Below are 20,162 nucleotides of genomic sequence, written 5' to 3'. Positions count from 1 at the left end.
TGCGGTTGCGAGAGGATCAGCTCTCGGCGCCCTCTTCGGCCGGAGCCGCGGCGGTCTCGGCTGCGGCTTCGCCGGTCTCCTCTTCGAGGTCGGCAGCGGTCGGGGCTGCGACGACGTTCACGATGAGCAGTTCCTCGTCGGCCTGCAGGGTCGAACCCTTGGGCAGCTCGAGCTGGTTGGCGAGGATCTGGGTGCCGACCTCGAGGCCCTCGACCGAAACCTCGATCTGCTCGGGGATGTGCAGCGCGTCCGCTTCGAGGGAGATCGTGGCGGCGTCCTGCGCGACCAGGGTGCCGGAAGCGGCCTCACCGGTGACGACGACGGGGACGTCGACGGTGACCTTCTCGCCCTTCTTGATGACGAGGAGGTCGGCGTGCTCGATGTAGTTGCGGATCGGGTGAACCACGACCGACTTGGTGAGCGCGACCTGCTCCTTGCCCTCGATGTCGAGGGTCAGGATGGCGTTGGTGCCGTGCGCGCGCAGGATCGCGGCGAAGTCGCGGGAGGGCACGTTCAGGTGGCGGGGATCCTCGCCGTGGCCGTACAGGACTGCGGGGACCTGGCCGTCGCGGCGTGCGCGGCGGGCGGCGCCCTTGCCGAACTCGGTGCGCACGGCGGCTACGAGGCGATTTTCGTCAGACATGGTGAAACGGCTCCTACAACTCACGGTGGTAACTGGCGGGCGGTTCGAGTCGGCGAGGGACGAACGCGCGACGGCCAGGAGCGAAACGCTCGAGCAGAGCCGTAGCCGCGTCGATCACGGTGAGCCAGCCAATTGGAACTTCTGGTTCACCCTCGCCGAGACAACTTATGGAACTCTACCGGATGGGCCGCTGACCTGCTAATCGGGTGCCGCCGGGCGGGTGGTGCGACCGCGCCGGTCCGGCGGCAGGTAGTGGTGTGGCTCACAACGCCGGGGGTAGCCTCGGCGTTGTGAGCGCTGAACGTCCGACCGCCGACCGGCTGACCGCAGTGGCAACCGGTGTGGATCTGCCGCGACATGCGCGGCTGCTCAGCCGGGTGCACGACGCCGTGCTCTCCGGGCAGCGGCCGCCGGCGCTTCCGCGGGGCGTGGTGGCGCGGTCGTGGTCCCGTCTGCAGGCGGGCGGTGTGAGCCCGGACCATTGCGCCGACGTGGAGCCCGCCGACTTCTCCGAGATCGAGGCGCGGCGCACCCGCACGGCGCTGCGCACCGTGCTTCCGGAGTTGCGCAGCACGTTGACGCAGGTCGCGGAGGACGCGAATTTCATCGTCGTCATCGCCGATGCCGACGGTGTCCTGTTGTGGCGGGAGGGATCCCGCGGGGTCCGGAAAGCGGCCGACGCGCTCGGGTTCACGGAGGGTGCGCGCTGGGCCGAACAGGCCGTCGGTACCAACGCGATCGGCACCGCCCTGATCGAAGATGCTGCGGTGCAACTCTTCTCGGCCGAACACTACGCGCCTACGCATCACGGCTGGTCCTGCACCGGGTCGCCGGTGCACGACCCGCGCACCGGCGAGATCCTCGGCGTGGTCGACATCAGCGGGTCGGCGATGTCCGTCCATCCGACCACCGTCGCGCTGGTCCGCACCGCGGTGCGTCTGGCCGAGGCGACATTGTGGCGTGAGCACACGGCCCAACTGGACAGGCTGCGCGGCCGGGCGGCACCGTTGCTCGCGTCGGCGGGAGGTCCGGCGCTGGTCGTCGACAAGCACGGGTGGGTCGCGGAGGCGAGTGGCATCGCGGCGCCGGAGCGGGTCGCGCCGCCGAGCCTCGACAAGCCGCTGCTCGTCCCGGGGCTCGGGCTGTGTGTGCCGGAACCGCTCGGCGACGGCTGGCTGGTGCGCCGGCGCGTCGACGGGGCTGCCATCGAACTGGAACTCGACCTCGGCGATGCGCCGCACGTGACGGTCCGGGGCGACGTCAACTGGACGCGGGCGCTCTCGCCGCGACACGCTCAGATCCTGCGGGTGTTGTCGGCGGCGGGAACGGCGGGCGTCGACGCCGCCTCGCTCAGCGAAGCGTTGTTCGGCGACCGCGACCACGTGGTGGCGGTCCGCGCCGAGGTCTCGCGTCTGCGCAAGAGCCTCGGCGCGGTCCTGAGCACCCAGCCGTATCGATTCGCGGCCGGTGTGACGGTCCGGCGCGTCGGGTAGACACCGGTCAGGGTAGGTCCGGTCAGGCCTGCTTCGCCGCACTGATGCCGGCGCGGCGGCCGTAGAAGCTGCCGTCGCCGAGGGATGTGCCGCTGGCGTAGCCGCCTGCGCACACCCCGGACGTGCACCGTCCTGCTGCGAAGAGGCCGGGAATGGGTTCGCCGGAGACGTGCAGGACCTCGGAGTTCACGGTCGTCCGCAGGCCGCCGAGGGTGAATCCGAGCGTGAACCCGCGCAGGTCGAGGGCGGCGACGGGGGAGCCGATCGGCTTCACCCACTCGGACTTCTTGTGCAGCAACGGGTCCGACCCTTCGGCGGCGTGCTTGTTGTACACCTCGACGGTCGACTGGAGTGCGCCTGCGGGCAGGCCCATGTCGGATTCGAGTTCCTCGACGGTCTCCGCCGCCCACTTCGGCTGGGCGCGCAGGAACGGCGTTGCCGTGGTGGCGGCCGCGCCTTCCTCGTAGGACGCCTCGTCGATAATGAGGAACGCCTGGTTGTCCTGGTGGAACAGGGTCATCTGGCCGATGCGACCGGAGTACGTGTCCTCCGGGACGTAGCGCTGCCCCCGGCCGTTGACGAGGATGCCGCGGACGACCAATTGGGGGTCGCAGAGGAACGCGACCTCGGTGGCGTCCATGTGGGCGAGGTCGGCGCCGAGGGCCTGCGCCATGAGGATCGAGCGCCCGTCGTGCTCCTCGATGGCGGCGCCGGGGCGGCCGATGAGCCGCGGCGCGTGGGCCTCGATCATCTTGTCGTTGTACGCGAAGCTGCCGGTCGCGAGGACGACGCCGCGACGCGCCCGCACGGCCACCTCCTTGCCGTACTGTTTGGCGACGATCCCGACGACGCGTCCGGTGTCGTCGGCGACGAGCGTCTGGACGCGCATGTCGTATTCGGCTCGGACCCCGAGCTTTTCGGCTGTCTCGACGAGCGGCTTCATGAGCATGTAGCCGCCGCCCTTCTCGCCGGTCCGCTTGCCGTCCATCTGCGGAACGTGCCCGCGCGGCGCGGGGGTGGCGATCTCGTTGAACGGCGCCGCGTTCTCGCCGCCGGAGTACATGAGCCCGTCGTCGAACGGGGGCTCCCAGCCGGGTTCGCCCCAGAAGCTCTCCTTGAACGGGACCCCGCAGTCGACGAGCCAGTTGTAGTGCGCGACGCTGCCCTCGCAGTAGTCGGTGATCTTCTCCTCGTCGGCGCCCGGGCCGAGCGCCGCCATCATGAACGTCTTCATGTTCTCGACGGAGTCGTCGAATCCACACGCCTTCTGCAGCGGCGTCCCGCCGCCGAGGTAGATGAAGCCGCCGGCGAGTGCGGCGGCACCGCCCCATCCGCTGGTGCGCTCGAGGACCAGGACGTCGGCGCCGGCCCGCGCCGCCTCGATGGCGGCGGACACACCGGCGATGCCGTAACCCGCGATCACGACGTCGGCCTCGTAGTCCCACTCGGTGACCGTTGCTGCGGACCGGGGGCGGATCGGTGTGGCGTCGACCATGGGTGGAAGTCCTCTCGGGCGGTCACAGGCGTAGTGTGACGTGGGTTACCCCCAAACGGTAACCTGTTACAAAACCCGATTCGGTGGATCTCCCGATGAGTGGGACGTCGCGCTCGGACACGGGCGTGGGCCCGGCCGCCCGACGGGGCTACTTCGCGAGGGTCCGGACCTCGGCGAGGAACCGGTCGAGATCGTCCGGGGAGCAGAAATAGTGCGGCGACGCCCGCACCACGGCGTCCAGCCCGCGGGCGCTCATGTCCAGCAGCGTCGACCCGCGCAGGCTGGCGGTGACGGTGACGTCGCGGGCGGCCAGCTGCTTCCGGACGTCGCCGGGGTCGAACCCGTCGACGGTGAACGAGACGATTCCACACCGGCGGGCGCCGAGGTCCCGCACGGTGACGCGGGGGATCGCCGCGAGCCCCGACCGGAGGTGCTCGGCCCCGGCCGCCACCGCCGCCTCCACCTCGTCCATCCCGAGGGTGAGGAGATAGTCGGCGGCCACCCCGAGTCCGAGGCGGGCGGCGACGTCGCACTCCCAGAACTCGAACCGGCTGGCATCGGTCGCGAGGCGGTACGCGTCCGCCGCGGTCCACTCCGCGCTGTGCAGGTCGAGCGCGGCCGGTTCGAGCGTCGCGGCCAGCTCCGGCCGCACGTACAGGAAGCCGGTGCCCCGCGGCGCGCGCAGCCACTTGCGTCCCGTGGCGGAGAGGGCGTCGACGCCCAGTTCGCTCACGTCGAGGGCGATCTGGCCGACGGACTGGCACGCGTCGAGTAGTACCAGCGCGCCGTGCGAATGTGCCAGCTCCGTCACCTCGCGGACGGGGTTGACCAGGCCGCCGTTGGTGGGCACGTGCACGAGGGACACGAGACGGACCCGGTCGTCGAGGAGCGTCTCCAGGGCGGCGACGTCGATCTGGCCTGCGGGGTCGCTGGGGATCACGTCGACCGTCGCGCCGACGGACCGGGCCCGCTGCAGAACGGCGATGGCGTTGCTGGCGTACTCGACCTCCGAGATCAGCACGCGGTCACCGGCCCGGAGCGGGACGGCATGGAAAAAATCGTTCCAGGCGGTGGTGGCACTGTCCACCAGGGCGATGCTGTCGGCGCTCGCCCCGATCAGCCGGCCGAGGGACGACTTCACGGCCGCGAGATCGTCGGCCCGTTCGGCGGCCGCGACGTAGCCGCCCACGTCGGCCTCCCGGCGCAGGTGCGCGAACACGGCGTCCAGGACCGGCGTCGGCGGAAGGGAGGAGCCCGCGCTGTCCAGGAACACCTTGTCGAGGCAGCCCGGGGTGTCCCGTCGCGCCTGCTCGAGGTCGAGCATGTCCGATACCTCCCTTTTCGCAGTGAATGCACTCGAACGTACATGTGCAGGTTCTCGAGAAGTATGCCGTTGGGGCGTGCATCGGCGGCCGAGGCGCTCTAATGTCGATAACGACGTTCAGGCGGCGCCCGAAGGGGAGGGTCGAATGGCTACAGCAGTTCAGTCCGTCGAGGCAACGTGTTTCACGTCGCGGCCGGCGGCGGAGGCGTACCTCGGTGGTGTGTGTTTCAAACTGGGGCCACCGCAGCTGATCGGCGCGGAATTGGAGTGGCTGACCGCGCAACTGCCGGAATACGTGCGCCCCGACCTCGCCGCTCTCGCCGAAGCTCTCGGGCCGCACACCCCCAGAACCATCGTTCCCTCTTCTCCTGCTCAGCCCCTTCCCGGTGGCAGCGCCGTCACGGTCGAACCCGGCGGACAGATCGAACTGTCCAGCGCCCCCTATTACTCCGCACGCGAATTGTGCGACTATCTCGCCGCCGATCAGGCGGTTCTCGCGGACCTGCTGTCGACCCGATCGATCCTCATGTCGTCCGAGGCCGCGGACACCCGCCGGCCCGCGCAACGTCTCCTCCAATCGCCGCGGTACTGCGCCATGGAATCCCGCTTCACCGGCATCGGGCCCTTCGGGAAGCTGATGATGTGCAACACCGCCGCAACGCAGATCAGCGTGGACGCCGGGGCCGATCCGGTTGCGGTGGAGAGGCGGTGGCACCTGCTCCATGCCATCGGGCCCGCATTGATCGCGGCCTTCGCGTGTTCGCCGCGGCTCTACGGGGTACCCGACGGGCAGTGGGCGTCGCAGCGAATGCGTACGTGGCTCGAACTCGATTCGCCGCGCACCATCGGAACCCCGCACATCGCGGACTATGCGGGGTGGGTGCTGGACGTGCCGTTGCTGTGCATCCGCAACGACGGAACGGACTGGACGGCGCCCGACGGTGCAACTTTCGCGGACTGGGTCGAGGGCGCGTTGGACGACGTGATCGGACGTCCGACGCCCGCCGACCTCGATTATCACCTCACCACCCTGTTTCCGCCCGTTCGTGCGGCCGGTCATCTCGAAGTGCGCTATCTCGATGCGCAACCGGGCGACCAGTGGCGGGTTCCCATCGCGGCGATCGACGCGCTGCTGTCGGGTCCGGGTGCCATGGCCGAGGCGCTCGACGCGGCGCTGCCCACCGCCGAACGCTGGCGGGACGCGGCCGAGTTCGGCCTGGCCGATCTCGAACTACGTGCTGCGGCAACAGCTCTGCTATCGCTTGCGGCGGCATACTCGCCCGATCCCGAATTCGTCAGACTGCTCGATGCCGCCGCCGAACGATGTTGCCGGGGCCAGGCCCCGAGCGAGGAACGCTGATGGGTACTCGCGAGAAGATCGAGACGGTGTTGACACGGGCGCGAGAGCGCACCGCCGGGTTGACGGACTGCGTGGACGGCGATGACCTCGTCGCACAGCATTCCCCGTTGATGAGCCCGCTCGTGTGGGATCTCGCGCACATCGGCAATCAGGAAGAGTTGTGGCTCGTGCGGGATGTCGGGGGCCGGGAACCGGTCCGCCGCGACATCGACGAGTTGTACGACGCATTCAAACATTCGAGGAACTCCCGGCCGTCGCTGCCGCTGCTGAACCCGGACGAGGCCAGGCAATACCTACGCAGTGTTCGAGACAAGGCGTGGGACGTGCTCGACCGCAGCACGTTCCGGGGCCGGCCGCTCGAGGAGAACGGATTCGCGTTCGGCATGATCGCGCAGCACGAGCAGCAGCATGCCGAAACGATGCTCGCCACCCACCAGTTGCGTTCCGGTGCAGCGGTGTTGGCCGCGGAGAGCGCGCCGCGTGTCGGCGGGGCGATCGGCGAGGACGAAGTGGTCGTTCCCTCCGGCGAATTCACGATGGGAACGTCGGACGATCCGTGGGCGCTCGACAACGAGAGGTCCGCGCACCCGGTGCATGTTCCGGCGTTCGTGATCGACGCCGTCCCCGTCACCAACGGCCGCTACCTCGAGTTCATGGACGACGGTGGTTACGCGCGCCCCGAGTTGTGGAGCGAGCGGGGATGGGCGCATCGCCTCGACGCGGGGCTGGAAGCACCCCAGTTCTGGGAGAACGACGGCTGCGGAACGTGGTGGCGCCGTAGGTTCGGGGTCAGCGAGCCGATTCATCCCCAGGAACCGGTGGTGCACGTCTGCTTCTTCGAAGCCGAGGCGTTCGCGCGCTGGGACGGCAAGAGGCTGCCGACGGAAGCCGAATGGGAGAAGGCGGCGCGGTGGGACCCGTTCACCGGCCGGTCGCGCCGATTCCCCTGGGGTGACGCCGAACCCGACTCCTCGCTCGCCAACCTCGGGCAGCGCCACCTCGGTCCCGCGGTGGTCGGGGCATACCCGTCGGGGGCGTCCCCGCTCGGCGTCCATCAGTTGATCGGCGACGTGTGGGAGTGGACGTCGTCGCCCTTCGGGCCCTATCCCGGTTTCTCGGCGTTCCCGTACCGCGAATACTCGGAGGTGTTCTTCGGCGGCGACTACCGCGTGCTGCGCGGCGGTTCGTTCGGTACCGATCCGGTGGCGTGCCGTGGGACGTTCCGCAACTGGGACCACCCGATCCGCAGGCAGATCTTCTCCGGATTCCGCTGTGCCCGGGACCTTCCGGGAGACGACTACTGAGATGTGCCGACACCTGGGCTATCTGGGACCGGAACGATCAGTGGCCGACCTCGTCAGTCGCGGCGAGAACTCGTTGGTGCATCAGTCCTACGCGCCACGCGACATGAGGGGCGGCGGAACCATCAACGCCGACGGGTTCGGCGTCGGGTGGTGGGGTGCGGACGGCTTCTCCCGCTACCGCAGTGCCGCGCCGCTGTGGTCGGATCCGGTCGTGCGAGAGGCGTTGCCGAACATCCGCTCCCGCGCCGTGGTGGCCGCCGCCCGGTCGGCGACGGTCGGGATGCCCGTGCAGCACACGGCCTGCGCACCGTTCTCCGACGACACCTGGGCGTTCAGCCACAACGGTGTGGTGCGTGGGTGGCCCGAGTCGCTCGCCGGGCTCGCCGCGGAACTCCCCGCGAGCGATCTGCTGCAACTCGAGGCGCCGACCGATTCGGCCGCGTTGTGGCTGCTGCTGCGCCGGGCGCTCGGCGAGCAGGACCCCGAGAAGGCGATGAGTTCGCTCGTCCAGTCCGTCGTCGCCGCCGCGCCGAACTCCCGACTGAATCTGCTGCTGGGCAACGGCACGGAACTGTGGGCCACCACCTGGCATCATTCGCTGTCGGTGCTCGTCGACGACGAACGGGCCATCGTGATGTCCGAACCCTACGACGACAACCCCGCATGGCAATCGATTCCGGACCGTCGCTTCGTCAGCGCACGCCCCGGACACCTGATCGTCACCCCGCTCGAGATGGGAGCACGATGACCACCACACCGACACTCGAGGTGTACCTGCAGCCCGAGCAGCTCAGGGCCGCTCTGCGCAAGGACGCCACCGTCGGGCTCACGTCGAACCCGAAGTGGCTGCCGCCCAAATACTTCTACGACGCCCGCGGAAGCGAGCTGTTCGAGCAGATCACCACGTTGCCCGAATACTTCCCGACGCGGACGGAACGGGAACTGCTCAGGCGGTATTCGGGGGAGATCGCCGAGGTCGCGGCGCCGGAGATCCTCGTGGAACTCGGATCCGGGTCGTCGGAGAAGACACGGCTCCTGCTCGGCGCCGGCACCCGGCACGGAAGCCTCCATACATATGTGCCGCAGGACGTGTCGGTGTCCGCGCTCGAGGGGGCGGCGGAGCAGATCGGCACGGAGTTCCCGAACCTCACCGTGCGCGGCGTCGTCAGCGACTTCACCGAGTCGCTGCACCACCTTCCGCGCGGTGGTCGCCGCACGATCGCGTTCCTCGGGGGCACCCTCGGAAACATGGTGCCCGCCGAGCGTGCGGAGTTCCTCTCCGGGATCGCTGACGTCCTCGAACCCAGGGAGCACCTCCTCCTCGGTGTCGGGCTGGTCGTCGATCCCGCCGTTCTCGTCCCCGCTTACGACGACGCCGCCGGAGTGACGGCACAGTTCAACCGCAATGTGCTGCAGGTACTCAACTCGCAGCTCGACGCGGATTTCCCGGTGGACGAGTTCCGGCACGTCGCGTTGTGGGACGCCGGCAACGAGTGGATCGAGATGCGGCTCGAGGCCGAGCGAGCCATGTCGATTCGCATCGCCGAGCTGGATCTTGACGTCGAGTTCGCCGCGGGGGAGCAGCTGCGGACGGAGATCTCCGCCAAGTTCACTCTCGACGGCGTCCGACGGGAGTTGGCGGAGGCGGGATTCGGCGTCGACCGCACCTGGACCGACCCGGACGAGCGCTTCGCGCTGGTGTGCGCCGCGCGGAGGTGACCGACAAGATCAACTGGGGGCGTCGGCGCGCTTTATCGTTGCCGCGTAGCGCGATGGCCCGGGAATTCCAACGGTAGACACCCTTCCGGCTCTGACGGTCACGCTGGTCCTCGACGGGCTCGACCATCCGTGAGACGCAGTGCAGGCTCCGGACCGCGCGGTTCTCACTGGACAGCGGTCGGGCGGGTTCTTCGTCCGGCGTGCCGATGGAAGCACCGGACAGGTCGCCGCCGATCTCTCAGACCTCTACGCACAGTCCGAGACAGGGCTGATGGGGATCGCACTCGAGAGCAACTTCGCGCAGTCCCGCACCCTATACACCTGCCAGGGCTTCCAGGGCGGCGGTGTCACCGAGATCCCCAGTCGTGGACCGTCGACGCCGGCTGGACGGCGCTGACCTGCGGCGAAGCAATCCTGACCGGGATCCCCGTCAACGAGGGACGCCACGGCGGTTGCCGGATCCTGGTGGCCGCCGACGGCACCCTGTTCGTCGGCACCGGCGACACGGCGCAGCCCGCCGTGTCGCAGGACCCGAACTCGCTGGGCGGCAAGACACTCCACATCAATGCCGACGGCACCCCCGCTGCCGGAAATCCGGACCCGGCGAGCCCCGTGTACACCCTCGGCCACCGGAATGCGCAGGGTCTCGCGCAGCAGCCCGGAACGGGCCGCGTCTACGCCGTGGATCAGGGGACGAGCCGGGACGACGAGGTGAACTTCCTGGTCGCGGGCGGCAACTACGGGTACAAGCCGGACCGGATTCCCGGCATCTACGACGAGTCCGTGCCGATGACGGACCCGGTGCGGGTGCCCGGAGCCGTTGCCGCGGCGTGGAGTTCGGGCAGCAGCACCCTGGCGACCGGAAGCGCCGCGTTCGTGACCGGTCCCGGATGGGGACCGTGGGACGGCGCCCTCGTCATGGGCGGACTCAAGACGCAGCAACTGATCTTCCTGCGCCTGGCCGCGGACGGGCAGACGGTGACCGCTCAGACGTTCGGCCTGCAGAATCAGTACGGCCGCCTCCGGTCCGTTACTCCGACCGCCGACGGCTCGTTGCTCGTCACCACGGACAACGGTTCAACCGACCAGGTGCTGCGAGCCACCCCACAAGGCTGACCCCCACGTGAGTGGCGTGGTGTGCCGCCGCACACTTTGCCGCTCACCTGCTCGGACGAACGGGACGCTCGTTGCGTCAGATCGAACGAGCGTCCCGTTCGTTCAGCGGGACAGTTGCTTCCGGATCTCCTCGGCCGCACGCGCCCCGGAGGAGATCGCGCCGTCGATGTAGCCGTTCCAGATGCTCGCGGTCTCGGAGCCCGCCCAGTGGATGCGGTCGGTGGGAGCACGCCAGCCGCCCCGTCCGTGGGCGAACCACGTTCCGGGGGTGGGGCTCGCCGCGTATCCACCTCGCGCCCACACGTCTTGCGGCCAGATCTTCTCCGTGTAGTCGATCGGCGACGCGGCGCGGTCGCCGAAGAGTTCGACGAGAGTGGCGATGATCGCTGCCCGGCGGTCGTCGTCGGAGAGCGCCGACCAGGACCGCTGGCGGTCGCCGTAGACGAAGCACACGAGCACACCGTGCCCGGCATCCTCGGGGGAGTTGTCGAACACGACTCCGACGGCGCGATTGCCGTAGATGGTGGCCTGGCCTGACAGTCCCTCGGCGCGCCAGAACGGGGTGTCGAAGACGGCGTGCACCTTCGCCACGTCGCCCATCGGGCTGCGATCGACCCAGCGGGTGCGCGCGACCGGCAGCGGGGGAGTGAACGCGACGTGCTGGGTGGCCGAGGGCGGCACTGCCATGACGACGCTGTCCGCGAGAATCGATCCCCGAGTCGTCTCGATCCGAACGCCGTCGGTGGTGTGCTCGACTTGGCGCACAGCCGTATTCACGTGAACCCGGTCGCCGAGATGATTTGCGACGGCCAGCGCCGTCGACTGTGCTCCGTCCCGGAATCGGCGCTCCTGCGCGCACCCTTCGGTTTCCATCAGTTGGTCGAATCCGCCGGCCGATGCGACGTAGAACATCAGATGGAACACCGACAGATCGCGCGGCTCGATCGACCACACACCCTCGACGGCGAGCGCGAGTCGCCGACGGGCGTCCTCGTTCGCGACGGTCCGCTCGAAGTAGGAGTGGACCGTTTCGCTGTCCCACCTCTCGATGCCCGGAGTGGCCGTGGGGTCGTCGAGGTCGACGGTTCTCGCGAGTTCGTCGATGCGATCGGCGGCAGCCAGGTAGTCGGCCATTCCGGGACCGCTGTCGGGACCGGCGCCGGTGTACCGCCGCTGCACACCGTCGGGCCACAGTTCGATGTGTTCGCCCATGTTGTACGTCGGGAAGGTCGGGCAGTCGAAGCGTTCGGCGAGGGCGAGCAGATGCTTTTGCGTGGGGCCGACCCATTGCCCGCCGTGGTCGACGACGACACCGTCCTTCCTCCGTTCGGAGCACACCCTTCCGCCGACTCGATCGGATCCCTCGAGAATCAGGGTGTCGATGCCGTCGTCGTGCAGCGAGAGTGCGGCGGACAGGCCTGCGTACCCCGCGCCGACCACGACGGTCCGAACGCGGGCCGGTAGGGCAGTCGGGTGATCCTTCGTGTTCGTCATGACCAGCATCCTGTTCTTGATTGGCTCGCCAGTCAATACTCAATCCTGGTTTCCTGCGCAAGAATTCGAGGGTTGACACGATGTGACCCGTGCCACAGACTATTGATAACTGGCCCGCCAATCAGAAATGGGGATCGCGTGGACGACGCATTCGAACAGGAACTCGAGAGGCGACTGCTCCTCCTGGAATCCCCCGACGCAGGCGGGATGATCCTGCCCGACCTTCCGTGGCGGGACGTCGTGGCGGCGATCGTCGGGATCGTCGCCACGATCACCGTCATGCTGTGGTGGGGGTACTGATGCTGGACGGGCAGCGGGAGGACCGCACCACGACAGTGGGCAGTGCAGGCGCCAGCGGCACGGACGCCACGCTGAACGAACTACCGTTGGTGCCGTCGGAGCGGATCTGGGGCTTCTGGGACTACTCGGCGGTCAACATCGGCTTGGCCGTGGCCACCTGGGCGTTTCTGCAGGGCGCGGCCGTCGCGTACTACGTCGGCGCAGTACAGGCGATCGCGAGCATCGTCATCGGCTACGCGATCAGCGTCTTCCTCGTCTCACTAGCGCCGTGCCTGCCGTCGGCGAAATACGGCATCGAGCAGTTCGTCGGGCTGAGAAGCGTGTTCGGCAGCAACGGCGCCCGAATCGTGATGGTCGTGATGTCCACGCTCTTCGCGGCGGCGTGGTCTGCAGTTCTGGCCATCATGTTCGGGCACGGCCTGGTGAACGTCATCGACAACGTCTTCGGGGTCGAGATCTCCCAGACGGGTGCGGCCGTGAGCCTGCTGGCACTGGTCGCGGTGGCCCTGTCCTGGCTCGTCCTCGCCCGGGGACCGGTCTCGGTGGAGTCCGTGTGCCGGGTGATCGCACCCGTGCTGGTCCTCATCATCGTCGGGATCCTCGTCATGGTGTTCACCAAGCGATCCTGGTCCGAACTGGCCAGTCTGCCCCCGCTCGATCCGGAGAGCGATCCGCACACCAGTTTCATGGTCGCGATCGAGCTGAACATCGCCGGCGGGTTCGCGTGGTGGCCGAACGTCGGGAACCTCGCGCGGCTCACCCGTGGTCCGCGTGCGGCGTTCTGGCCGAACTGGCTCGGACTCTTCGCCGCGTCGGTGGCCGCGGCCGTCGTCGGTGTCTTCGCCGCGCTGGCCCTGAACATCGAGGATCCGACGGAGTGGATGATTCCCCTCGCGGGAGTCGTGCTCGGTGTCCTGGCCCTGATCGTCATCGGCTTCGCCAATGTCACGGCCATCCTCTCCCAGGGATACGCGTCCATGGTCGCCCTCAAGGGCGGTGGCGGGAAGCTTCTCCGTGGCACACCGTGGCCCGTGCTCGTGGCGTTCATCCTCGGGCCCGCGGCGATCCTCGTGTTCTTCCCGTCGGCCGTCTACGACAACTACGGTCGATTCCTGTCCTGGGGTGCGATCCTCGTCGCGCCACTGTGCGCCGTCCAGATCGTGGACTTCTTCCTGCTGCGCAGAGGCGTCCTCCGGATCCGCGACCTGTACCTGCCCAGTGAGCGCTCCTGCTACGGCTACTGGGGCGGTGTCAACGCCTTCGCGTTCGCGTCCGTGGCTGCCGGTGCGGCGACGTACGCTCTGCTGCTCAATCCGGTCACCTACATTCCGTCCTCGATCTTTCCGTACACCACCGCCTCGATTCCGGCGTTCCTTGTCGCCGGCACGCTCCATGCCGTGTTGACCAAGACGTTCGTGCAGCCGCTCGGACTCGGCGGCTACGACCCTCTACCGCGGGTCGCCGCCGGCGTCGAAAGGTGAAAGATATGACGTCACAGCTCTTTCCCCACCTGTTTCCCCGCTTCGCATCGGGAACGTGACGCAGTTCTCGTGCAACAGGGGAAGGTGGCCGACACGACTGAATCCCGGGATACCGGCGCATCGCCGACGTCTGTCACCGCCACGAGTGCGTCGTCGTCGGGTAGATCTTCCATCCCGGCCGGGAGATCTTGGAGTCGCAGGATGGGTCCACCCCGGTCGCGCTGGCGCCGTCTGCCGTGCCGAGCGAACGCTTCCACGTGATGCCGAGAGCGATGACGGGGAGAGATCGACGCGGTCCTACAGGGGTACGGCGACGCTGCCCGGAGACTGCAGCGCGCCGGCGTCCATGGGGCACTTCCAGAGCGGCTGCGCGATCTCGTGCATCCAGCACCCGGAGACCGGCCGCGAACTGCGCTTCGGGACTCTGCAGCACACACTCACCGAGCGGTCCGCACCGTGGAAGAGGCTGTGCTGGAGGGGCTCACCGTCGCATCGGCGCTCTGACGGTCACTTCGCGGTGCGTTTGCCGGCGGTCGACGCGACCCGGTGCTTGTCGACGGTGATGGCGTCGATGAAGTCGTCGCACACGGCCCGCATCCGCGTCGGGGTCATCAGGGTGGAACCGGTGAGCACCTGGATCGCGAGGCCGTCGAGGAGACCGAGGAGCATGTCGGTGGCGGCCCCGGGATCCTTCACCCGCAGAGCGCCCTGTTCGACGCCGGCCTCGACGGTCTCCCGGACCACCCCGCGCCACTCCCCGTACACGGTGTCGTTGAGTTCCTGGAGTTCGACGTTGCCGAGTGCGGACGCCCACAGTTCCACCCACACCCGCCAGGCCGTGATCGTCTCCGGCCCGGCGGGAAGGTACGACTCCACGAGCCGGTGGAGCCGCACGAGCGGAACGTCGCTCTTCTCCATGATCCATCGCCGACGTTCCAGCGAGTGCTCGAAGTTGAACTGGAACGCCGCATGCAGCAGCGCATCCTTGGAATCGAAGTAGTAGTGGATGGTCCCGTTGCTCACCCCGGCCCGTGACGCGACGTCGGCGATCCGGACGGCGCGGAAGCCGAGTTCGGCGATGGCTTCACACGTCGCTTGAAGGATCTGTTCTCGACGTTCCGCTTCAACGCTCGGGCGTGGCATCGCGCTCTCAACTCCTAGGATGTGACGTCTCGTCTACAGAGACCGTAGTCGAGAGTTCGGCCGAACCAGCGTAGCCGTCACACCTGCTGCGTCGCCCTGCTGTTCTCGCGGATGTGCAGGAGAGTCGGGCGATCCGCGTCGAACGCCGCCGTGATCGCGTCCGTCAGCGCCGCGGGAGACTCGACGGCTCGTCCGTGACATCCCATCGCCCGCGCCACGGCGGGGAAATCGATGCCGCCGAGCGCGACCGAGTGGACGGTGTCGCCGCGGTCTGCCATCTCGTTGCGGATCTCCCCGTAGCCGCCGTTGTCGACGACCACGATGGGCAGCGGCAATCGGAGCTGCGCCGCCGTCGCGAGTTCGGGAAGCGTGAACATCACCCCGCCGTCACCGAGGATCGCCAGGACCCGTGCGTCCGGGTCGGCGACGGACGCGCCGATCGCCGCGGGCAGACCGTATCCCAGCGTTCCCTGTCCCGTCGGGTACAGGAATCCGCCGGGACGGTGCACGGTGAGGTTTGACAGCGCACCGTAGTAGCAGGCCATCGTGCTGTCCCCGGCGATCACCGTGGAGTCGTCGACGACCGGTGCGATGGCGGCCATCATCTCCAGCCACGGGGCCCCCTCGGCGGCGGCGTCGGCCCGCAACCCGCGTCGGAGCGACGCGGCCCGCTCGTGGGCGCCGGAATCCTCGCGCATCTTCGTGACGTCGAGCAGTTGCGACACCGTCGTCCCGGCATCGCCCAGCAGGCGGACGGCGGGATCGGCGTTCGTGGTCATCGACGTCGGATCGACGTCGATGCGAATCAGCTTGTGGTCCAGCTCGACCGGGCCGTACCAGAAGTCGGAGGGAGCGAATTCCGTGCCGATCGCGAGAACGCAGTCGGCGGCCTCGAGCACGGCGCGGACCGACGGATGGTGAACGCCGGCTCCCACCGACAGTGGGTGGTCCTCGTCGAGGACTCCCTTCCCGTTGGTCGTCGTGAGCACGGGGGCGGACAGACGTTCGGCGAGGGCGCGGACCTGCGGGGCCGCCGACCGGGCCCCGCCGCCCACGACCAGCACAGGAGACTGTGCGGCGGCGAGGCGCTGCGCCGCGTCGGTCACCGCGTGCACGGGAGCGGCGAGTGGAGCGGACTCGACCGGGGCCACGATCCGGACGTCGGCTTCCGCGTCGAGGATGTCGACGGGGATCTCGATGTGCACCGGCCGCGGTCTACCGGAGCTCATGGCGGCGAACGCGTAGGCGATCGCCCGGGGGATCTCGTCGACGCTGGTGACCCGGTGGCTGTAGGACACGATCGCCTCGAGCGCCGCGTGCTGATTCTTCACCTCGTGGAGGTAGCCGTTTCCCCTCCCCGGGTGGGTCAGCGGCAGGGCCGGTGAGATGAAGAGAACCGGGACCGAATCCGACCACGCCTGCGCCGCTGCGGCAGCGGCATTGAGGATGGCGGGACCGGTGGTGGTCAGGCAGACGCCGGGTTTGCCCGTGACGCGCGCATATCCGTCGGCGGCGTAACCGGCCCCCTGCTCGTGCCGCGTCAGGACGGAGCGGATCGGCGAGTCGGCGAAGGCGGCGTAGATGGCGAGGTTGTGGGTGCCCGGAATGCCGAAGACCGTGTCGACTCCGTGTGCGGCGAGGGCCGCGACGAGTGCCTGGCCGCCGTTCTGGCTTGTCATCGATGCCCTCCCATGGGCTGTGCAGTGTTCGTGTGCGGATGGTGCGCGGGTGCCCGGACGGGCGCGCGGCGACGGTGTGTCCGCCGCCGCGCACCCACGTCGTTCAGTCCAGGTTCCGGGAAATGACGAGCTTCATGATGTCGGACGTGCCTTCCTCGATCTCCTCCAGTTTGACGTCGCGCATCCACTGCTCGACGGGGTACTCGCGGGAGTACCCCCAGCCGCCGAGCGTCTGCACCGCGGCATGCGTGACGAACATGGCGGTCTCGGATGCCGTCAGCTTCGCCATGGCGGCGATGCCCCGGGCGTTGCCGCCGCTGTCGATGATGCGGGCGGCGTGATGGACCAGCAGCCGTGCGGATTCGATCCGCGTCGCCATGTCTGCCAGCCGGAAGGCGACCGCCTGATGCTCGATGATCGGCACCCCGAACTGCTTCCGTGTCTTGGCGTAGTCGAGGGCGTATTCGTAGGCGGCGCGGGCGGCGCCGACGGCGGCCGCCCCGAGCACGACCCGTGAGATGTCGAATGTGCCCATCAGTCCGTAGAAGCCCTGTCCTTCCGCGCCGAGACGATTCTCCTCGGGGACGAACACGTTGTCGAAGAAGATCTCCCGGCACACGATGGCGCGCTGCCCCATCTTCTTCATCGGCTCACCGAACGTCATTCCCTCGGCGCCCTTCTCGATCAGGAACGCGGAGACGCCACCGGACCGCTGGGTGCGGTCGGTCTTCGCGAACACGACGTAGAACTGGGCGGCGCCGGCGTTGGAGATCCACGCCTTCTGCCCGCCCAGCCGGTAGCCGCCGTCGACGCGCTCGGCCGTGGTGACGATCGACGCCGCATCCGAGCCGGACCCAGGTTCGGTGGTGGCCAGCGAGGTCATCGGGGCGTTCGGTCCGGTGAGGGGGCCGAGCCACTGCTTCTTCTGTTCCTCCGTGCCGAGGACCATGATCGGATCGGAGAAGAAGCCGTTGGAGCACAAGAGGTTTCCGATGCCGGGGTCACCCCAGCACAGTTCCTCCTGCACGAGGCACTGGGTGAAGACGTCGCCCATGCCGCCTCCGCCGAACTCCTCGGGGATCATGAAGTCGGTGATGCCCACCGCGGCGGCCTTGGCGAAGATGTCGACGGGTGTCACGACATCCGCCTCGTCGACCTCCCGGCCGCGGGGCCGGATCTCCTTCTGCGCGAAGTCGCGGCACAGCTCGATGATCTGCTTCTGCTCGTCGGTCAGGGGCCAGGCGGGGATGTTCGTGGTGGTCATATCGTGGTTCCTTCGCTTCGAATGCGGTTGAGTCGGTGCGGGGCTGTGGGTATGGGGTTGTGGGGATGTAGGTGCGACGGTCAGCGCTGCACCGCCGTCAGTTCGGTGAACTCCTCGACGCCGAACCGGCCGAGCTCGCGGCCCAGGCCGGAGGACTTCCAGCCCCCGAACGGGGCCTCGGGGTTGAACGGGGCGCCGTTGATGTCGACCTGACCGGTGTCCATCCGGGCCGCGACGCCCAGTGCCCGTTCCGGGTCGGCGGACCACACGGCGCCGCCGAGCCCGTAGTCGCTGTCGTTGGCGAGCCGGATCGCGTCGTCGTCGCCGTCGTGGGGCAGGACGACCAGCACCGGTCCGAAGATTTCGTCGCGCACGATCGGGTCGTGCGGCCCGACGTCGGCGAGCACCGTCGGTCGCAGGTAGTGGCCCGTCTCGAGGCCGGCGGGCATGCCGGAACCTCCCGCTGCCAGGCGGGCCCCGCCGGCCACGGCCGCGTCGACCGCCTCCGCGATCGATCGTCGCTGGGCAGCCGAGATCACCGGGCCGAGTTGCGTCGCGCGGTCCCTGGGGTCACCCACCCGCAACGTGCGGGCGTGGCCGGCGGCGAGTTCGACCGCTTCCTCGTACCGTGTGCGCGGCACGAGCAGGCGAGTCCACGCGCTGCACGTCTGACCCGAGTTGAGCATGGCGGCGTCGACGGTCGCGGTGACCGCTGCCGGCAGCGGGGCATCGCCGAGCACCACGGACGCCGACTTGCCGCCGAGCTCGAGGCACGCGCGTGTCAGGGATTCGGCGGCGGCGTGTGCGACGCCCCTGCCGACTGCGGTGGAGCCGGTGAAGGACACCACGTCGACCCCGGGATGCGCGGCCAGCGCGGCCCCCACCGTTCGACCGCTGCCCGGAACCAGGTTCAGTACCCCTGCCGGAAGGCCGGCATCGATCGCGGCGTCGGCGAACAGGTAGGTGGACAGCGGGGTGAGCTCGGCCGGCTTCACGACGGTGGTGCATCCCGCCGCGAGAGCCGCTCCCACCTTGGCCGCGAGCTGGTAGAACGGGTAATTCCACGGCGTGATGCAGGCGACGACACCCGCGGGGCGGCGCAGCAGCAGCGTCCGGCCCAGCCGTTCCCGGAACGGAAGGTCCCTGGCGAGCCGGGCATACGAGGTGAGGATCTCGATACCGAGGTCGATGTGCGCTTCCTCGGCCACGGTGACGGGGGCACCCACTTCCGCGACGGTGGTGTCGACGAGGAGCTGCCTCCGCGCGCGCAGCTGGGTGCACAACGCGTCGAGGATCTCGGCGCGATCCTCGGGAGCACGTGCACCCCAGACTGTTCCGGCGGAGCGTGCCGCCGCGACGGCCGCGTCGACGTGGGCGATGCCGGCCGACGCGGACCGGCCGATCACCGATTCGGTGGCCGGGTCGTGCACCTCCGTGCAGTCGGTGACGGGAATCCAGTCCCCGCCGACGAGGATCGAGTCGCGGTCCCAGGTAGTGTGAATCGTGGTGGTCATCGGGCCGCCGCTCGCGAATCCGTGTACACGGACTTGCCGAGCCACTGGCCGCCGTCGGTGACGAGGACCTCTCCGGTGACGTAGCCGGAGCGGTCGCTGAGCAGGAAGGCCGCGGACTCGGCGACCTCCTCCGGCGTGGTGAAGCGGGCAGCGGGGACGCTCGACAGCACTCGGGCGCGGTCCTGCTCGGTGGGCCACAGGGCCGCGCCGGCTCCCTCGGTCTCGGTCGGTCCCGGTGCGATGCAGTTGATCCGGACGCCGCGGCCGCCCCATTCCACGGCCAGGGTGCGCGTCATGGAGACGACACCCGCCTTGGCCGCCGCACTGTGAACGGTGCCGGGGTGACCGTGCCAGGCGTAGCTGGCGATGGTGTTGAGGATGGTGCCGCGGCCGGTCGCCAGCATGTGGCGGCCTGCCGCGCGGGTGCAGTAGAACGTGCCGTTCAGGACGATGTCCACCACGGCCTTCCACCCGCCTGGCGTGAGGTCCTCGCTGGGTGCCACGAAATTGCCTGCGGCGTTGTTGACGAGGGCGTCGAGTCGGCCGTAGCGGTCGACCACCCCGTCGATTGCCGCGTCCACGGCGTCGGAATCCCGCACGTCGCACACCACGGCCTCGGCTTTCCCGCCGACCCGCTCGGCCGCCCGGACGGTGTCCTCGAGCGCGTTCTGCCTGCGGCCGAAGACGACGACGGTGCCGCCCGCGGCTGCCCACCGCATCGCGACAGCGCGTCCGATACCGGAGCCGCCACCCGTGACGACGGCGACACGGCCGCGGAATTCGTCGGCGGTGTTCGGGACGAGGCTGGGGGAGTGGGTTTCGGTCATCGCATG

General features: G+C 69.0%; 16 protein-coding genes and 1 pseudogene. 8 read left to right on the top strand and 9 right to left on the bottom strand.

Going from position 1 to position 20,162, the window contains the following annotated elements; all coding sequences use genetic code 11:
- Window positions 1–16: 16 nt before the first annotated feature.
- On the bottom strand, window positions 17–643 hold the full coding sequence (locus CJ179_RS08685) for a 50S ribosomal protein L25/general stress protein Ctc (protein WP_072941051.1): 627 nt from the start codon (window positions 641–643) through the stop codon (window positions 17–19).
- Between the two features lie 290 nt (window positions 644–933).
- On the opposite strand from CJ179_RS08685, the gene CJ179_RS08675 reads away from it, so the two are divergent.
- Window positions 934–2,136, top strand: a complete 1,203-nt coding sequence (locus tag CJ179_RS08675; protein ID WP_072941046.1) for a helix-turn-helix domain-containing protein — start codon at window positions 934–936, stop codon at window positions 2,134–2,136.
- Between the two features lie 22 nt (window positions 2,137–2,158).
- Here CJ179_RS08675 and CJ179_RS08670 read toward each other — a convergent pair whose 3' ends face one another.
- The gene (locus CJ179_RS08670; protein WP_095861201.1) at window positions 2,159–3,631 is read right to left on the bottom strand and encodes an FAD-dependent oxidoreductase; all 1,473 of its coding nucleotides are present in this window, start codon (window positions 3,629–3,631) and stop codon (window positions 2,159–2,161) included.
- 148 nt (window positions 3,632–3,779) lie between these two features.
- A complete protein-coding gene (locus tag CJ179_RS08665; protein WP_095861200.1) occupies window positions 3,780–4,955 on the bottom strand; it encodes an aminotransferase class V-fold PLP-dependent enzyme in 1,176 nt (391 codons plus the stop codon).
- Window positions 4,956–5,100: 145 nt separating this feature from the next.
- On the opposite strand from CJ179_RS08665, the gene egtA reads away from it, so the two are divergent.
- The 5 genes and pseudogenes from egtA to CJ179_RS08640 all read left to right on the top strand — a co-directional run.
- Window positions 5,101–6,315 carry an ergothioneine biosynthesis glutamate--cysteine ligase EgtA gene (gene egtA, locus CJ179_RS08660; protein WP_095861199.1) on the top strand — a complete coding sequence of 405 codons (1,215 nt, stop codon included), beginning with the start codon at window positions 5,101–5,103 and terminating at the stop codon, window positions 6,313–6,315.
- On the top strand, window positions 6,315–7,619 hold the full coding sequence (gene egtB, locus CJ179_RS08655; RefSeq protein ID WP_095861198.1) for an ergothioneine biosynthesis protein EgtB: 1,305 nt from the start codon (window positions 6,315–6,317) through the stop codon (window positions 7,617–7,619). Before egtA ends, egtB begins: the two co-directional genes overlap by 1 nt.
- A 1-nt stretch (window position 7,620) precedes the next feature.
- Complete coding sequence (egtC, locus tag CJ179_RS08650) at window positions 7,621–8,367, top strand: ergothioneine biosynthesis protein EgtC (RefSeq protein WP_095861197.1); 747 nt, start codon at window positions 7,621–7,623, stop codon at window positions 8,365–8,367.
- Window positions 8,364–9,338, top strand: coding sequence for an L-histidine N(alpha)-methyltransferase (gene egtD, locus CJ179_RS08645; RefSeq protein ID WP_095861196.1), 975 nt, complete (start codon window positions 8,364–8,366; stop codon window positions 9,336–9,338). The genes egtC and egtD overlap by 4 nt, the downstream gene beginning before the upstream one ends.
- A 52-nt stretch (window positions 9,339–9,390) precedes the next feature.
- Window positions 9,391–10,454, top strand: a pseudogene (locus CJ179_RS08640) (sorbosone dehydrogenase family protein); the annotation flags it as partial.
- A gap of 102 nt (window positions 10,455–10,556) precedes the next feature.
- Here the strand turns inward: CJ179_RS08640 and CJ179_RS08635 are convergent.
- The gene (locus CJ179_RS08635) at window positions 10,557–11,957 is read right to left on the bottom strand and encodes a flavin monoamine oxidase family protein (RefSeq protein WP_095861195.1); all 1,401 of its coding nucleotides are present in this window, start codon (window positions 11,955–11,957) and stop codon (window positions 10,557–10,559) included.
- A gap of 129 nt (window positions 11,958–12,086) precedes the next feature.
- Between CJ179_RS08635 and CJ179_RS51310 the strand changes: the two genes are divergently transcribed.
- Entirely contained in the window at window positions 12,087–12,248 is a 162-nt protein-coding gene (locus tag CJ179_RS51310) for a hypothetical protein (RefSeq protein WP_179377545.1), read from the top strand.
- Window positions 12,248–13,729: a cytosine permease gene (locus CJ179_RS08625; RefSeq protein ID WP_095861428.1), complete on the top strand. Its 1,482-nt coding sequence runs from the start codon at window positions 12,248–12,250 to the stop codon at window positions 13,727–13,729. The genes CJ179_RS51310 and CJ179_RS08625 overlap by 1 nt, the downstream gene beginning before the upstream one ends.
- 507 nt (window positions 13,730–14,236) lie before the next feature.
- On the opposite strand, the gene CJ179_RS08615 is transcribed toward CJ179_RS08625, so the two are convergent.
- The 5 genes from CJ179_RS08615 to CJ179_RS08595 form a co-directional block, all read right to left on the bottom strand.
- Window positions 14,237–14,872 (bottom strand): TetR/AcrR family transcriptional regulator, encoded by a 636-nt coding sequence (locus tag CJ179_RS08615; protein WP_072941028.1) that lies wholly within the window; start codon window positions 14,870–14,872, stop codon window positions 14,237–14,239.
- Window positions 14,873–14,949: 77 nt separating this feature from the next.
- Window positions 14,950–16,551, bottom strand: coding sequence for a thiamine pyrophosphate-binding protein (locus tag CJ179_RS08610; protein ID WP_095861194.1), 1,602 nt, complete (start codon window positions 16,549–16,551; stop codon window positions 14,950–14,952).
- A gap of 103 nt (window positions 16,552–16,654) precedes the next feature.
- On the bottom strand, window positions 16,655–17,815 hold the full coding sequence (locus tag CJ179_RS08605; RefSeq protein WP_095861193.1) for an acyl-CoA dehydrogenase family protein: 1,161 nt from the start codon (window positions 17,813–17,815) through the stop codon (window positions 16,655–16,657).
- An 80-nt stretch (window positions 17,816–17,895) separates the two neighbouring features.
- Window positions 17,896–19,329, bottom strand: coding sequence for an aldehyde dehydrogenase family protein (locus tag CJ179_RS08600; protein WP_095861192.1), 1,434 nt, complete (start codon window positions 19,327–19,329; stop codon window positions 17,896–17,898).
- The gene (locus CJ179_RS08595; protein WP_095861191.1) at window positions 19,326–20,156 is read right to left on the bottom strand and encodes an SDR family oxidoreductase; all 831 of its coding nucleotides are present in this window, start codon (window positions 20,154–20,156) and stop codon (window positions 19,326–19,328) included. The genes CJ179_RS08600 and CJ179_RS08595 overlap by 4 nt, the downstream gene beginning before the upstream one ends.
- Between the last annotated feature and the right edge of the window lie 6 nt (window positions 20,157–20,162).

This window comes from Rhodococcus sp. ACS1 (genome assembly GCF_002300155.1).
GTDB classification, from domain to species: domain Bacteria; phylum Actinomycetota; class Actinomycetes; order Mycobacteriales; family Mycobacteriaceae; genus Rhodococcus_F; species Rhodococcus_F koreensis.
Note: the sequence above shows the minus strand (reverse complement) of the source record. Positions and strands in the feature narration are given on the sequence as shown.

What these genes read in the sequence shown, in the direction of transcription:
- egtB (WP_095861198.1), top strand. Translation starts at nt 6,315, where the DNA reads ATGGGTACTCGCGAGAAGATCGAGACGGTGTTGACACGGGCGCGAGAG.
- CJ179_RS08595 (WP_095861191.1), bottom strand. Translation starts at nt 20,156, where the DNA reads ATGACCGAAACCCACTCCCCCAGCCTCGTCCCGAACACCGCCGACGAA.
- CJ179_RS08610 (WP_095861194.1), bottom strand. Translation starts at nt 16,551, where the DNA reads ATGACAAGCCAGAACGGCGGCCAGGCACTCGTCGCGGCCCTCGCCGCA.
- egtD (WP_095861196.1), top strand. Translation starts at nt 8,364, where the DNA reads ATGACCACCACACCGACACTCGAGGTGTACCTGCAGCCCGAGCAGCTC.
- CJ179_RS08615 (WP_072941028.1), bottom strand. Translation starts at nt 14,872, where the DNA reads ATGCCACGCCCGAGCGTTGAAGCGGAACGTCGAGAACAGATCCTTCAA.
- egtC (WP_095861197.1), top strand. Translation starts at nt 7,621, where the DNA reads ATGTGCCGACACCTGGGCTATCTGGGACCGGAACGATCAGTGGCCGAC.
- CJ179_RS08685 (WP_072941051.1), bottom strand. Translation starts at nt 643, where the DNA reads ATGTCTGACGAAAATCGCCTCGTAGCCGCCGTGCGCACCGAGTTCGGC.
- CJ179_RS08635 (WP_095861195.1), bottom strand. Translation starts at nt 11,957, where the DNA reads ATGCTGGTCATGACGAACACGAAGGATCACCCGACTGCCCTACCGGCC.
- CJ179_RS08600 (WP_095861192.1), bottom strand. Translation starts at nt 19,329, where the DNA reads ATGACCACCACGATTCACACTACCTGGGACCGCGACTCGATCCTCGTC.
- CJ179_RS08625 (WP_095861428.1), top strand. Translation starts at nt 12,248, where the DNA reads ATGCTGGACGGGCAGCGGGAGGACCGCACCACGACAGTGGGCAGTGCA.
- egtA (WP_095861199.1), top strand. Translation starts at nt 5,101, where the DNA reads ATGGCTACAGCAGTTCAGTCCGTCGAGGCAACGTGTTTCACGTCGCGG.
- CJ179_RS08665 (WP_095861200.1), bottom strand. Translation starts at nt 4,955, where the DNA reads ATGCTCGACCTCGAGCAGGCGCGACGGGACACCCCGGGCTGCCTCGAC.
- CJ179_RS08605 (WP_095861193.1), bottom strand. Translation starts at nt 17,815, where the DNA reads ATGACCACCACGAACATCCCCGCCTGGCCCCTGACCGACGAGCAGAAG.
- CJ179_RS08670 (WP_095861201.1), bottom strand. Translation starts at nt 3,631, where the DNA reads ATGGTCGACGCCACACCGATCCGCCCCCGGTCCGCAGCAACGGTCACC.